Source organism: Methylotuvimicrobium buryatense 5G (assembly GCF_000341735.1).
Lineage (GTDB): Bacteria > Pseudomonadota > Gammaproteobacteria > Methylococcales > Methylomonadaceae > Methylotuvimicrobium > Methylotuvimicrobium buryatense.
This window is the reverse complement of record NZ_KB455575.1, coordinates 2,896,453-2,910,570: the sequence shown is the minus strand read 5'-3', so window position 1 is coordinate 2,910,570 and position 14,118 is coordinate 2,896,453. Positions and strand designations below refer to the sequence as shown.

The 14,118-nt window shown below is 49.9% G+C and carries 8 protein-coding genes; 7 read left to right on the top strand and 1 reads right to left on the bottom strand.

From position 1 onward, the window contains the following. Positions 1-2 precede the first annotated feature (2 nt). The 6 genes from METBU_RS0113060 to METBU_RS0113030 all read left to right on the top strand — a co-directional run bounded on the left by METBU_RS0113060 (position 3) and on the right by METBU_RS0113030 (position 8,108). Positions 3-3,461, top strand: a complete 3,459-nt coding sequence (locus METBU_RS0113060) for a YhaN family protein (protein WP_017841051.1) — start codon at positions 3-5, stop codon at positions 3,459-3,461. Positions 3,462-3,979: 518 nt separating this feature from the next. Further along, complete coding sequence (locus METBU_RS0113050; protein WP_017841049.1) at positions 3,980-4,513, top strand: copper resistance protein NlpE; 534 nt, start codon at positions 3,980-3,982, stop codon at positions 4,511-4,513. A 386-nt stretch (positions 4,514-4,899) separates the two neighbouring features. Next, positions 4,900-5,586 carry a protein-L-isoaspartate(D-aspartate) O-methyltransferase gene (locus METBU_RS0113045; protein ID WP_017841048.1) on the top strand — a complete coding sequence of 229 codons (687 nt, stop codon included), beginning with the start codon at positions 4,900-4,902 and terminating at the stop codon, positions 5,584-5,586. Positions 5,587-5,589: 3 nt separating this feature from the next. Continuing rightward, positions 5,590-6,189 (top strand): isochorismatase family protein, encoded by a 600-nt coding sequence (locus tag METBU_RS0113040; protein ID WP_017841047.1) that lies wholly within the window; start codon positions 5,590-5,592, stop codon positions 6,187-6,189. Then, positions 6,186-7,523: a nicotinate phosphoribosyltransferase gene (locus METBU_RS0113035; RefSeq protein ID WP_017841046.1), complete on the top strand. Its 1,338-nt coding sequence runs from the start codon at positions 6,186-6,188 to the stop codon at positions 7,521-7,523. The genes METBU_RS0113040 and METBU_RS0113035 overlap by 4 nt, the downstream gene beginning before the upstream one ends. Positions 7,524-7,538: 15 nt before the next feature. Beyond that, entirely contained in the window at positions 7,539-8,108 is a 570-nt protein-coding gene (locus METBU_RS0113030; protein ID WP_014146873.1) for a DUF2452 domain-containing protein, read from the top strand. 187 nt (positions 8,109-8,295) lie between these two features. Here the strand turns inward: METBU_RS0113030 and METBU_RS0113025 are convergent, their stop codons facing one another. After that, positions 8,296-9,009: a hypothetical protein gene (locus METBU_RS0113025; RefSeq protein WP_017841045.1), complete on the bottom strand. Its 714-nt coding sequence runs from the start codon at positions 9,007-9,009 to the stop codon at positions 8,296-8,298. 789 nt (positions 9,010-9,798) lie between these two features. Between METBU_RS0113025 and METBU_RS0113020 the strand changes: the two genes are divergently transcribed. Continuing rightward, positions 9,799-14,040: a DEAD/DEAH box helicase gene (locus METBU_RS0113020; protein ID WP_017841044.1), complete on the top strand. Its 4,242-nt coding sequence runs from the start codon at positions 9,799-9,801 to the stop codon at positions 14,038-14,040. Positions 14,041-14,118: the final 78 nt, after the last annotated feature.

Genomic DNA, 14,118 nt, shown 5'->3' with positions numbered 1-14,118 from the left:
CGATGCGCTTTCACCGCTTAGACTTGATCAAGTACGGCAAATTCTCTGACCGCTCAGTTGAATTTCCAGTTGCCAAACAGGACTTTCATATGATTGTCGGGCCCAATGAGGCAGGCAAATCCACACTGCGATCCGCTATCGTTGATTTGTTGTTTGGTTTCCCTTTGCGTTCCGTCCATAGTTTCCTGCACCCGCTTAACGAATTGCGCTTAGGGGCTTACATTAGCAATGCAGCAGGTTCGCTTGAATTTCAGCGCGCTAAAGCGCAAAAACAAACCCTGCGCTCGCCGGTGGATGCCGTCTTGTCTGATACTGAATTGACACCATTCCTGGGGACTGCAGATAGAAGCTTCTTTGATCAAATGTTTGGCCTTGACCATACGCGATTAGTTTCCGGCGGCAATAGCATTCTCAATGCAGAGAATGATGTGGGACAGATCCTGTTTCAATCTGCGGCTGGTGTCGCCAGTCTTGGTAAGATTCGTGATGCGCTCGTCGCCGAAGCTGACAAACTGTGGGCACCTAGAAAATCCAATGACCGGGCTTATTACATCGCCTTAGACCAACTCGATAAGGCAACGACTGCTTTGAAAGAAGCCACTGTTCGGACCAAGGTCTGGGTGGAGGCCAATAGTAAAGTCGAATCTCTGCAAGAATCGTTGAGCAATGAGCGTGAACGACACCAGAAACTCCAAAGCCAGCGTACCCGTCTTGAGCGCATTCGTAGGCTTGCTCCGTTTTTGATGACCCTGAGAGATAATGAACAGAAATTGGGTGAATTGGGTGAAGTGATAGAGTTGCCGGCAGATGCCGCAGCCATTCTCGCTGCCGCAGAACGAGAGCTCGCTATCGCCGCTGAACGCCTGGAAATGCGCAATAGTGAGGTTGAAAAAATCACTGAAGCGCTATCAAAAATCGTTGTTGACCAGACCCTAATTGATCGCGCTGCCGACATAACCAAACTAGATAATCTTCGCCTTCAATACAGCGCTTATGAAGGCGATATCGCCAATCGAAAAAATGAAATAGCGGCACTTTGGCGAGCGGTTGGTAATGCCTGCGCCCAGCTGGGTTGGGCTCCAGATTCTGAAAGCGCAATTGTCCAGCGTATGCCGACACTGCTAGTGCGGCGCGAACTCAGGCAATTGGTCCGCGACCGTGGCGGGATTATTCAGACATTACGGGCTGCAGAACAGGCCGAAAAGAACAAAGATTCTGAAATCGCAGCACTGTCGAAGCAACTGGCTGATTTGCAGATGGGAGACGTTAAACCTGCGCTACGTGCAGCATTAGCAAACGCCAAATCATTTGGTGACACCGAATTGGCGAACCAAAAGCGACAAACTACGCTGACCAAGGCAAAATCAGCGCTGGAATGTTATTTGGCGGAGTTGAGCCAATGGTGCAAACCTCTGCCAGACTTATTGTCTCTAAAGCTGCCTAGTCAAGAAAAAGTTAACCGATTAATTCAAGAGCGGCAAACCCTAATTTCCGACCGGAAAACGGAATTACTGCGGCTAAAAAATCAAACAGCCGAGGTTGCCCGGATTGAATTGCAAATTGCCCAGTTTAATGAGCTGCATCAAATTACGACTCTTGAGGCGGTGATCGAAGCTCGGACAAAACGAGATGAGTTGTGGTGTGGCATAAAAACGGGTGCTATTGATCTAGAACTCGAAGGGCTTTCGTTTGAAAGGAAAATTGCCTATGCCGATCAAATTGCAGATAGCAGGCTCGACGATGTAGAGGAGGCAACCGAACTCCAAAGCTTAATTCATCAGCTTGAACGAGAGAAACAGAGCTTAACGCTGATTGAAGGCCAACTCTCAAAAATGGATGACGATATTCAACTATTCGACGACCGTTGGGCTCAAGAGGCTGCGAATATGGACTTGGCTGGCATGGCCTTAGAAGAAATTGGTGCCTGGATGCTTAGGCGGGAGAAAGTACTGTCTGCGGGTATTGCATATCAAGATGCACAGGAAGAATTTGATTCATTTATCCGTTTAGTTGCAGATTCCCGTCTCAATCTCGTCAAGGCGTTAAAAGAAACGGGGCTTGAGGTGATAGAGACGGATAAATTGTCCGTTCTGTGTATTCAAGCAGAAAACTATATTCAAGCCATCGATAGCGCTAAAGTTCGTCATGAAACTTTATCAGCCCAATTGCGTGAAGCAAAGTCCCTTAATGCTGCGTTAAAACAAGCTACTGAAGATGCGAAGTTTGAAGAAAGCCGTTGGTCTAAAAATTGGTCAATAACATTGGCCAAGTTGGGATTAGCGTCTGATAGCGATATTGGCATGGTCGAAGGCGCTCTTGAGCTTATTGAACAAATAGCCGAGAAGCTAGAGAAAATGAGGCAGATTCAAGTCGAACGTATCGACACAATGAATGCTGATTTGAGGGCATTTTCTATTGAAGCGAAACGACTTGCGGAAGTCATTGTCCCCGATCTAATAGATCAACCAGCTGAAAAAATAGCTCAATCATTGGCAAATCGCTTAATCCTCGTCCGCGAGTCATTTACGGAAAGCAGTCGGCTTAAGGAATCGCTACGTGTCGCAAGCAGTCAGGTGCTAGAAGACCAAGAATCGATTCAAACAGCAACGGCGAGTTTGAAACCGTTAATGGATAAAGCGGGAGTCGACACCTCAGTTTTGCTACATGAAGCGATTCGTAGGTCTGACGAGCAACGTCGCCTAAATGCAGAACTGACAGAATCTAAGACTAATCTGATAAATGGTGGTGATGGCCTGACTAGGGAGCAAATTGAAGCGGAGGTTGATGCGGCTGATCTAATTCAACTTACCAGCGATTTAGCGTACGTTAATGATGAAATTTCTGAAGCTGTTCAGAAGCAATCAAATCTTTCGGCTGACCTTGCAAATGCCTTACGGGCTTTATCCGAAATCGGTGGGTCTGACGCTGCAACCCAAGCAGAAGCAAAACGCCAAGAGGCGCTTGCACAAATGTCAGATGTTGCAGAACGGTATGTAAAAGTTTTTACCGCTGGGCGCTTGCTCCGTTGGTCTATTGACCGTTACCGAGAAGAGAAGCAAGGGCCTCTGTTACAACGTGCCGGGGCCATCTTTTCGACATTAACTTCCGGATCTTTTAGCAAGCTGATTGTGGATTTTGAACGAGAACCAATGGTCCTAGAGGGGCTACGCACCGATGGCAAGATGGTTGGTATCTCTGGTATGAGTGACGGTACACGAGATCAGCTTTACTTGGCACTTAGATTGGCAGCCCTGGAAATGCACTTGGAACAAGCCATGCCGTTGCCCTTTATCGCCGACGATTTATTTATTAACTACGATGATGTCCGATCAAAAGCCGGGTTTGAAGCGCTTAAAGCATTGTCCGAACAGACCCAAGTTATCTTCCTTAGCCACCATGACCACTTGATCCCAACGATTCAAGATGTTTTTGGCGGTCAGGTGAATGTTGTGTTCTTGTGATCTGGAATCTGCTGGCAATGAGCATACTCCATGCTCTCTAAGAAACATAAAAAATTGCCTATGTGCCGGGGACAATGCAGCAATTCCCAATTTGGGGATCAAAATGGGTGTGGGGTGTGCTTGGCGAGGATGTGGGCAGCAGGGCAGATTTTTGGCTCCTGCAAAATCTGCATTCAAGCCATCCTTGGCGTTCGATCTGTCGTAAATACGTCCATGTAGGCTCTATGCCAGTTCCATGCTGGCAAAGCCTTTACCGAGCAACCCCGCTTCCTAAGGCACTGCCGAAATTCGAAGTGCGAAAGGTATATAACCCCTGAGACTTGATTCCGGTGATTCGCTTGCTACACTCATTAGGTGAGCCTACCCTGGCATCGATCTTTAAACCGGTCGCTCTGTAATCTAGGCGGAAATTCCGATCTGCTTCCGGAGCAGTATCATAAATACCCGGTTTAACATTGAAACCGATTGTCCCCATTGATCTTTTTTCCTAGACACAACTCTTTTTTCGGAAATTTTCCATGCGAACAGTAAAAAAACAATTAAAACCCCGTCGCTTCGTGTTGCTAATCGGATGCTGGGTTTTCGCGATGCCGGTAATCGCGGCGACAGATTTTGAAGCTCGAGAAAACCTTGCAAAAGCCCGGGTAAAACATTTGCAAAAGGATAACGATCATGCGCTCCATGAAAGTCATGTCGATGAAAGTCAAATTTTTCGCGGAGTATTTTACGGTTATCTCCCGTGCAATGATTGCAATGGCATCAAGGTCACGTTGTCTTTAAAACAAAAAAATAATTATTTGATGGTGACTCAGCCGGCAAGGGAGTCCTCAAGAGAGTATTACGAAAAAGGGAAATATAGCTGGAATGAGGAGAGTCAAATCGTTGTATTAACGCCACGTAAAGGTGTGGGAAATACACGGCGGTATTTTATAGAAAATGATGGAACGCTGGTTCAATTAGATGACGACGGAACAAGGTTGGACAAAAAGTCGGATCGTTATGTGTTGCGAAGAAGTGATAAGGTAAAGTCTCGAGAAGTGCATATACATTAACCTGAATTCGGTAGTTTAACTATGAAGCAGATGAAGTTCATAAAGTATTTCAACGGCTTGTCATAAAAAAAATTGAATAACCTTTTAAGGGGCAAAAGGGTTGTGCATAGGCTAATGAGCTATCGAATTAAATTCTTACTGAAGTTTCCCAGTTTTTATGGGGGGTAATCTGGCTTGTAAAGGTATTTTTTAATGGGTTTGCCATGTTTAACGCAAACCCAATCAAAAATACCCACACACCTTGGTCAGCGCTAGTTCTCTTTTTTAATAATTGGGAAACTTCAGATTCTTATTCTTCGTAGCGAAATGATTTTTCTAGGAATAAGGAACGTGCAAAACACTATTTTACTACTCAAAATTGGGGCGAAATAATTGGGGAGCGCGTTTTGAAAGAAAACATTCAGCAGATGCTCGATGATATTGAAGCCGAAGTGCGCTTGACGCGGCATTATATCGGTAAGAATGCCTTGGAAGAGCGGGTTATCGATGCGATGCGTGAAGTCCCGAGGCATTTGTTCGTGCCCGAGGAGTCTAGGCATTACGCCTATGCCAATGGTCCGGTACCGATCGGTTTGGGGCAGACGATATCGCAGCCATACATTGTCGCGCTGATGACCGATTTATTGGCTCCCAAGCCGAGCGACACGATATTGGAAATCGGTACCGGCTCCGGCTACCAAGCGGCTATCTTATCTCGGCTGGTCAAACAGGTATATACGGTTGAAATCGTCGAAACCTTGGCCGATAAAGCGAGGGAAAGACTTGCGGCCTACGGTTATCATAATATCGAAGTTCGTACCGGCGACGGATACCTCGGGTGGCCGGAACACGGTCCCTATGACGGCATCGTCGTTACCGCGGCCGCGCCTCATATCCCGCAGCCTTTGATCGATCAATTACGGAATGGCGCGCGCTTGGTGATTCCAGTTGGTCTTCCCTTTAATTATCAGGAATTGCTGGTCATAGAAAAAGACTCTCAAGGTAAAATCGATTCGCGTACGGTTTTGGGGGTTAGTTTTGTGCCCTTTACCGGTAAGCATATGGAATCGGCCCATCATCAATGGAGTCCGTAAACGATGCATCAAGCCGATTCTTCTCCAATACGACTCAAGCAAGGCGATGCGTTGATTGTGGTCGATGTTCAGAAAGATTTCTTGCCGGGCGGGGCGTTGGCGGTCGCTGGCGGTGATAAAATCATTCCGGTCGTCAATGCCTATATCGAGCGATTCATACGCAGTCACTTGCCGGTTTTCGTGACACGCGACTGGCATCCTAGCCATCATTGTTCATTCGCCGCGCAAGGTGGTCCTTGGCCGGTCCATTGCGTCGCCGGTTCGAAAGGCGCAGAGTTTGCCCCCAGCTTGTTACTCCCGGATACTGTCGTCCTTGTCTCCACAGGAGATACGGCTGAGGCGGAAGGCTACTCGGCATTTGAAAATCCGAAACTCGAAAGTCGATTAAATAACGCTTCGATACAGCGGTTGTTTGTGTGCGGCATCGCAACCGATTATTGCGTGTTGCAGACGGTTCGCGATGCGCTTAGGCTCGATTACCAGGTGTTTTTATTACACGATGCGCTGGCGGCAGTAAATATCCATCCTCAGGATGGGCTTGAAGCCGAACGAATAATGGCGGACGAAGGCGCCCATCTTATTACATTGGACGACTTGTCATGATTGCTAGCGACGCTTTATTGACCGACCTTTACCAATTGACGATGCTGCAAGGCTATTATCGGCACGCGATGACAGAGACCGCGGTGTTCGAGTTTTTTGTACGCAAGCTGCCGAAGAATCGAAGCTTTTTGGTTGCGGCAGGCCTGGAGCAAGTCCTCGATTTTCTCGAAAATCTGCGTTTTAGCGAAGCCGAAATCGATTGGCTTAGCACAACAGGACATTTCAAATCGGATTTTATCGATTATCTGGCCGGTTTGACCTTTACCGGGGATGTCGATGCGATGCCGGAAGGTACCGTGTTTTTTCCGAATGAACCGATTCTGAGAATTATTGCGCCGTTTCCCGAAGCACAATTGGTCGAGAGTCGTGTTATCAACTTGTTGCATTTTCAAACACTGATTGCATCGAAGGCCGCGCGTTCGGTTTTGATGGCTGGAGATAAGCTATTGGTCGATTTCGGTTTTCGGCGCGCGCATGGCGCCGAGGCCGGCGTTTTGGCGGCAAGAGCGAGTTATTTGGCCGGATTTAGCGGTACGGCAACGGTTTGCGCCGGCCGCGAATTCGGCATACCCCTTTACGGTACGATGGCGCATTCGTTCGTGCAGGCACACGACGACGAAAGCGAAGCCTTTCTCCGCTTTGCCGAAGCCAATCCTGATAATGTCGTATTATTGATCGATACCTACGATACCGAGGCCGGCGCGCAAAAAGTCGTTGCTCTCGCGCCCAAATTACAAGCGGCCGGCATAAGGATCAAGGGTGTGCGCTTAGATAGCGGCGATCTTGCCGAGCATGCGCATAACGTCAGGAGAATACTCGATGACGGCGGTTTGCGAAAAGTCACGATTTTTGCAAGCGGCGGCATCGACGAATATCAACTCGAAGCTTTTCGTTCGCGGCAAGCGCCGATCGACGGATACGGCATCGGCACGTATCTGGATACCTCGGCGGATGCCCCTTACATGGATTGTGCGTATAAATTGCAGGAATATGCCGGCGTGCCGAGACGCAAACGCTCTGAAGGCAAGGCGACTTGGCCGGGGCGAAAACAAGTGTATCGCCGCTTCGATCTTGACGGAATCATGATCGGCGATACAATCGCTGTAGACGATGAAATTTGCGACGGTAAACCGTTATTGCAGGCAGTAATGCAAAACGGTCGCCAGATTACCGGAATGCAGCGGCCGCTTGAGCGTATTCGACTCGAAACGCAAGACCAACTGCATACGCTGCCCGGTAAATTGAAGCTATTGACGCGCGAAGAAAATTATCCGGTCGTTATTTCAGATGCTCTCAAGCATCTTGCGCAACGTGTCGACGAAGGTTATTCATAAAGGTTATTTTTAACAATGAGCTCGCATGGTCAATCGCCTAATCCGCAAGGCAAAGGATTGCTCCCTGTGCTTGACGCTTTATATAGCGTTACCAGAGGTCTTAATGTCCCGGCCAAGCCTTTAAACCGGATTGCCGATGAGCTATTTACCTCGTTATTCGTGTTGAGTAGCGCCATTAAATTCAAACCAGTGCTTGGTCAATGTTATTGGCTTTATCGTAAGCCGGACGGCTACCGCTTATCATTGATCGCGCCGGAGCAATGGCCGGAGGCACAATCAGGGCTCTATGTCGGGCAATGCGAATTACAAAACGACCTGACTTGGTCGCTGGAGTTATCAGAGGGTTGTCTCGGTAATTCGGTTTTGATGGTCGAAATAGCAAGGCAACGCGAAGATTTCGACCGACAATTGCAAGTAGTTGACTGCATTGAGGATGCCTTGCCCACCTATAGCGAAACCTTGCCGTTTTATGCCCGGGTATTGGCTTCGGGGTTGGCCTGTTCGCTCGGGCAATCGATGTATAAACGCGGAATCACCGGCTTAAGTTACAATCAAATACAACGGCGCGAGATAGCAAATCTTTAAGTACTAAAAGGCGTTTTGGGCAGGTTAATAATGAATCCATTTCAACAGTTTATTAATTGTTTTCGTTGTTTGTAGGATATTGCAAGGCGGAGAGATTAAAGCCAAGGCCGCGTTGGCTTTGTTTTTTCGCGGCCTCGGCAAACAATGGAGTCGAGTTTCATAAGCGATAATGGTCAGGCCGGTTCAATTAACAACGGAAATTAGCGCTTAACCTGTCATAGGTTAAGGACGGCAATAGAGCGTTGTCTATTACTTCGATTATTTCTTCGCAGCCGATGATTTCATTGTCGTTTTCGAGAATATGATGGGCTAGTCGATTGATGGCATACCAATGGCTAGGGTCCTCGACAAAGCGGAATGCGGCCAAAAAAAGCTCGTTTAATTTTTTGCTACGTTTATCTTGAGTTGCTATTAAAGCTTCCAAATATTCGTCAACTCTTTCGAGATCGGAAGTGCCGCCATAATATCTCAGAGCTTCGACATTGACTAGGCGAGGATTGAAGGTTTCATTATCGCGTTCCGCGACATATTTCGCTTCAGCCAGTGGGCCGGCCAACAGATTGATGATGTCGGCTTCATAAGCTAGCTGATAGGCGTGACTTTCGTGATCGGAAAAATAGCCGCTGCTTTCGATTACCGAGAGAGGCAGGCTGTGAATCAGATTTCCACCCTCGACGGTAGCAACCCAATTAGAATGCGGTAGCTTTTTTAGACGGTCGGTTTCGGGTGTTGAGGCGCACAGGCCGCCGAATGTTATTTGGAAGTAAACAGGCGGTAGATTTTTTTGTCGGTTACACAAATAAATTGCCGCGGCATGCCCGGCTTCATGAAATGCGGTTTGTTGGACAAGTTGTCGGTGTTTTAATGGTATCGGTTCGTCTATTTGGTAATTTCGTTTCATGGTAATCCCCGAGTGGAAAGAATGCGATAACGCTATCGCATCATTGAGGAGTATCTTGAATAAGCTGAGGCGTTAAGAAGCGTATTTCAAGAGCCGGGGTCATTGTATTAGTACTAAGGTGCTAATTGAATGTGTCATATTGCCGCGCGACAATATGTCGCAGTTTTTGGCAAGGCTTTTGCTGATTTTTATTGGTTTGTCTAGCGTTTAGTCAAACTATCGTTCGCTGAGGTGTGATATTTTACGATGTTAATTTGTCTACAGGCATTGTAAATAAAGGAAGTTCACATAGCGAAGGATTGCAACAGCGTTGCTCTAGATCATTTGTTGACTGCAAACGATTGGGTGAGGGGTGTGTGGCATTTCACGCAAAATGCGGCAAATGCCCTAGTTTTTCAACTCGGCTGACTGCTGTTTGCTTGGGTCTCGGCACTAAATATACCTATCGCACTTCAAATTTCGGTATTAGCGTATGGAGGCGTCGGGGTGTTCGGTAAAGGCTTTGGGGCAGCATGGATTCTGTCATAGAGCCTACATGGACGTATTCACGGCGTCCTTTGATGGGCACCCCGACGCCGAAATTTGACTAGCAAAGGTTATATGTGGCAATTAATCGGATACAATTTGAATTGCCGTGCTTCGGCATGTCTAAGGTTAAAGTAAAAACTTTCCAAACGTCTATAAATCAAGTATCTATCTATCTATCTATCTATATCTATCGATGCGGTCATTTCAAATGAGTTACTGTGCATTTGCGGGTCTATTTTCGCTAAACCCTAGTCGATATCAGTGACCGACTCTTTGTCTGCCTTTCATCCGGTCGTGGCCGACTGGTTTATCGAGCGTTTCGGACAGCCGTCGGAAGCCCAAGTTCGTGCTTGGCCGGCGATTCAAAGCGGGGCGTCTACATTAATCGCCGCGCCGACAGGCTCCGGTAAAACCTTGGCCGCTTTTTTGGCCGTGATCGATCAATTGGTTAAGCAGGGTATCGAAGCGCCGTTGCCCGATGAAACGCGAATTTTATATATATCGCCGCTCAAGGCCTTATCGAACGACATTCATAAAAATCTGGAAGAACCGTTGACCGGTATCGGCATGGCGCTGCTCGAAGCGGCTTTGCCGGATATCGTGATCCGTGCCCAGGTCCGCACCGGCGATACCTCGCAAGCCGAACGCGCGACAATGAAACGTTTCCCGCCTCATATCCTGGTCACGACTCCGGAATCATTATATTTGTTGCTGACTTCGGAATCTGGCCGCGAGATGCTGAAATCGGTGCGTAGCGTCATCGTCGACGAGATACATGCCTTGGCTGGCAACAAACGCGGCGCACATCTCATGCTGTCACTGGAAAGGTTGACGCAGTTGACCGAAACAGAACCGGTCCGCATCGGTTTATCGGCAACGCAAAAACCGCTCGACGGCATCGCCCGTTATTTAATCGGCAACCGTGCCGAGCCTTGCACGATTATCGATACCGGCCATGTCCGTCGCCGCGATCTCCAAATCGAAGTGACCGGCTCGCCGCTCGAAGCAGTCATGGCCGGCGAAGTGTGGACCGAAATCTATGACCGTCTCGAACAATTGATCGTCGAACACAGCACCACGCTGATTTTCGTCAACACGCGGCGCCAAGCGGAACGCGTAGCAGCCGCGCTAGCCGAGCGGATCGGCGAAGAAGCCGTCACCTCGCATCACGGCAGTCTCGCGAAAGAGCATCGCCTGAATGCCGAACAACGTCTCAAACAAGGCCGGTTGAGAGCACTGGTCGCGACCGCCTCACTTGAACTCGGTATCGATATCGGCGATGTCGATCTGGTTTGTCAGTTGGGCTCGCCGCATTCGATATCGGCGTTTCTGCAGCGGGTCGGCCGTTCGGGTCACCGTTTGGGGGCTACGCCGAAAGGCCGATTGTTTCCGTTGTCGCGGGACGATTTGCTCGAATGCAGCGCTTTACTCTATGCGGTCGGACAGGATTTACTCGATACGATACTGATCCCCAAGCATCCCTTGGATGTTTTGGCCCAACAAATTGTCGCCGAAGTCGCTTGCCGCGAATGGCGCGAAACCGAACTGTATCAGGCTTTTCGCAGTGCCTGGCCGTACCGGGAATTGACCGAGATGCAATTTAGCGCAGTGGTCAAAATGCTCGCCGACGGATTTCATACGCGGCGCGGTCGGCGGGGCGCCTATCTGCACAGGGATGCCGTACACGGCATGCTGAGGCCCCGCAAAGGCGCGCGTTTGACCGCGTTGCTGAACGGCGGGGCGATACCGGATCTGTTCGATTACGACGTTATATTGCAGCCGGAAGGCCTTTTCGTCGGAACACTCAACGAAGACTTTGCATTCGAAAGCCTCCCAGGCGATATTTTTCAACTCGGCAATAATTCCTACCGATTGCTCAAGGTCGAGCAAGGCAAGGTCCATGTCGAGGACGCACATGGCCAGCCTCCGAATATTCCGTTTTGGTTCGGCGAAGCGCCGGGTCGCAGTAACGAATTATCCGAAGCGGTCTCAAGATTATCCGCAATGATCGACAGTCTTCTCGAACAAGGCGAGGGCGCGGCCTATCGTTATCTGATCGATTTAGCCTTGCCGCATGTCGCCGCCGAGCAGTTATCACAATATTTAGCTGCAGCTAAGGCTGCCTTGACGGTGTTACCGACACTCGAAACGATCGTGTTCGAACGCTTCTTCGACGAAACGCAAGACATGCATTTCGTGATTCATTCGCCTTACGGATCGAGGATCAACCGGGCTTGGGGACTGGCTCTCCGCAAACGCTTCTGCCGCAAATTCAATTTCGAATTACAGGCCGCCGCCAGCGAAGACAATATCGTTTTATCGCTCGGGCCGACGCACAGTTTTCCGCTTGTGGAACCGGCCGGCTATTTGAAAGCTTCGACCGTAAAAGAAGTCTTGGTTCAGGCCTTGTTGGCCGCGCCGATGTTTCCGACCCGTTGGCGCTGGGTGACCAATACCGCTCTCGCGGTGCCGCGTAACCGGGCCGGCAAAAGAGTTCCCGCACAATTTCAACGCAACAATGCCGAGGATTTGATCGCGGTGATTTTTCCCGATCAATTGGCTTGTTTCGAAAACATCGCCGGCGACCGCGAAATTCCCGATCACCCTCTGGTCAATCAAGCCTTGTGGGATTGTCTGCACGAATTGATGGACATCGACGGGCTCGAAGCGCTGTTGGATGGTATAGAAAGCGGGCGGATCAAAGTTGTCGCGCGGGATTTGAGCGCGCCGTCGCCGATGGCGCAGGAAATTCTGAATGCACGGCCTTACGCTTTTTTGGACGACGCGCCGGCCGAGGAAAGAAGGACCTTGGCGATTCAACAACGCCGCTTTGCTAACGCCGAAGAAGCCGCCGAAATCGGCAGGCTCGATCCGGCCGCGATCGAGCGCGTCCGGCTTGAAGCCTGGCCCGAAGCAAACACCGCCGACGAATTGCACGATGCGATGGTCGTGTTGAGTTTTATCGCTGAAAAAGAATGCACGCGCGAACAATACACTTTGTTCGAGCAACTGCAGCAGACCGGACGAGCGGCATTACTGGTGCTGCCGAACGGAAACCGCATTCTAACGGCCGCCGAACGCTTGCATGAGTTGCAGTTGCTGTTTCCGGGAATAGCGGTGCAGCCGACGATAGAAGCCGTGGACGCCGATCCCGAATTGACGGAGGATGCCGCGTTGCAAAACATCCTGCGTAGCCGATTGGAAGGTTTGGGCCCGGTTACGGCGAACAGTTTGGCCGATTCGCTGGGGCTATCGGCGCCACAGGTCGAACAGGCGCTTGCCGTATTGGAACAGCAAGGTTTTGCGATACAAGGCCGGTTCAGTCCCGATGCCGCGCAGACCGAATGGTGCGAGCGCGGACTGTTGGCTCGGATTCATCGCTACACGCTCAAACAATTACGCAACGAGATACAGCCGGTCGCGCAAGCCGACTTCATGCGCTTTCTGTTTCACTGGCACGGCCTGGACGAACCGCGAGAGGGCGAGGCGGCCTTGGAAAAAGTTTTGCTGCAATTGGAAGGCTGCAATTTGCCCGCCGCGGCATGGGAAGGCGATGTGCTGCCGAAACGCTTGAAACCCTATTTTGCATCGCAATTGGATACTTGCTGCAGCACCGGACGTTTCGTTTGGCTGCGACTGAAATTTAAAAGTGCCGCCAAAACGCCGAGGCCGGCCGGTAAAAGTACATCAATCGCGTTGCTCCCGAGAGCTCGTCTTTCCTCTTGGCGCGTCTATGCGCCCTTGCCGGATCATGACGCGATCGAGCTATCGAGCGGCGCGCAAAAAGTCCACGCGGTTTTGAAAAATTGGGGCGCCAGTTTTTTTCAGGAAATCAGCGATGAAACCGGTTTGTTGAATGCGCAATTATTTGAGGCGCTTGGCGAATTGGTCGCCGCAGGATTGATTACCGCCGACAGCTTTCAAGGCCTTCGAACGTTGATTCAAAGTAGCGCGATTCGGCAGCGCCGCAGCCGGCGTTATCCCGCGCACGATACCTCGGCGACAGCCGGCAGGTGGTCTTTGTTGCGGCCGGTGCAAGCCAGTGCGGATGCTTACGAGCCGGTCGAGCATATTGCGCGCGTTTTATTGAATCGCTACGGCGTGGTCTTCCGCAAATTACTCGATAACGAAGAAGGCATTCCTTCTTGGCGCGATTTGCTCTATGTCTATCGTCGTCTAGAAGCGCGCGGCGAAGTGCGCGGCGGCCGTTTCGTGCAAGGCCTGGCCGGCGAACACTTTGCTTTGCCGCAAGCGGTTTCGATGCTCCGAGATAGCCGCAAACAAGCGAAAACCGGCGAGTTGATAGCGATTAGTACCGTCGATCCGCTCAATTTGACCGGCATTATCGGTAGCGGCGACAGGGTTGGACCGCAGTCGGCCAATCGTTTGCTTTACCGAGACGGCGTATTGCTGGCGTCGTCGAAAAAAAACGACGTGGTTTTTGTCGAGACGGTTGAACCGGAGCAAGAATGGCAGTATAAAACCGCCTTACTGCGGAAATAAAAGATAGAACGAAAATTCAGAGTAAGTGTCTCTTTGGCTTCAGGCCCTTTTTTGCCTGTGCCCAGTCGATATTTATCT

What these genes read in the sequence shown, in the direction of transcription:
- METBU_RS0113060 (WP_017841051.1), top strand. Translation starts at nt 3, where the DNA reads ATGCGCTTTCACCGCTTAGACTTGATCAAGTACGGCAAATTCTCTGAC.
- METBU_RS0113050 (WP_017841049.1), top strand. Translation starts at nt 3,980, where the DNA reads ATGCGAACAGTAAAAAAACAATTAAAACCCCGTCGCTTCGTGTTGCTA.
- METBU_RS0113040 (WP_017841047.1), top strand. Translation starts at nt 5,590, where the DNA reads ATGCATCAAGCCGATTCTTCTCCAATACGACTCAAGCAAGGCGATGCG.
- METBU_RS0113035 (WP_017841046.1), top strand. Translation starts at nt 6,186, where the DNA reads ATGATTGCTAGCGACGCTTTATTGACCGACCTTTACCAATTGACGATG.
- METBU_RS0113030 (WP_014146873.1), top strand. Translation starts at nt 7,539, where the DNA reads ATGAGCTCGCATGGTCAATCGCCTAATCCGCAAGGCAAAGGATTGCTC.
- METBU_RS0113025 (WP_017841045.1), bottom strand. Translation starts at nt 9,009, where the DNA reads ATGAAACGAAATTACCAAATAGACGAACCGATACCATTAAAACACCGA.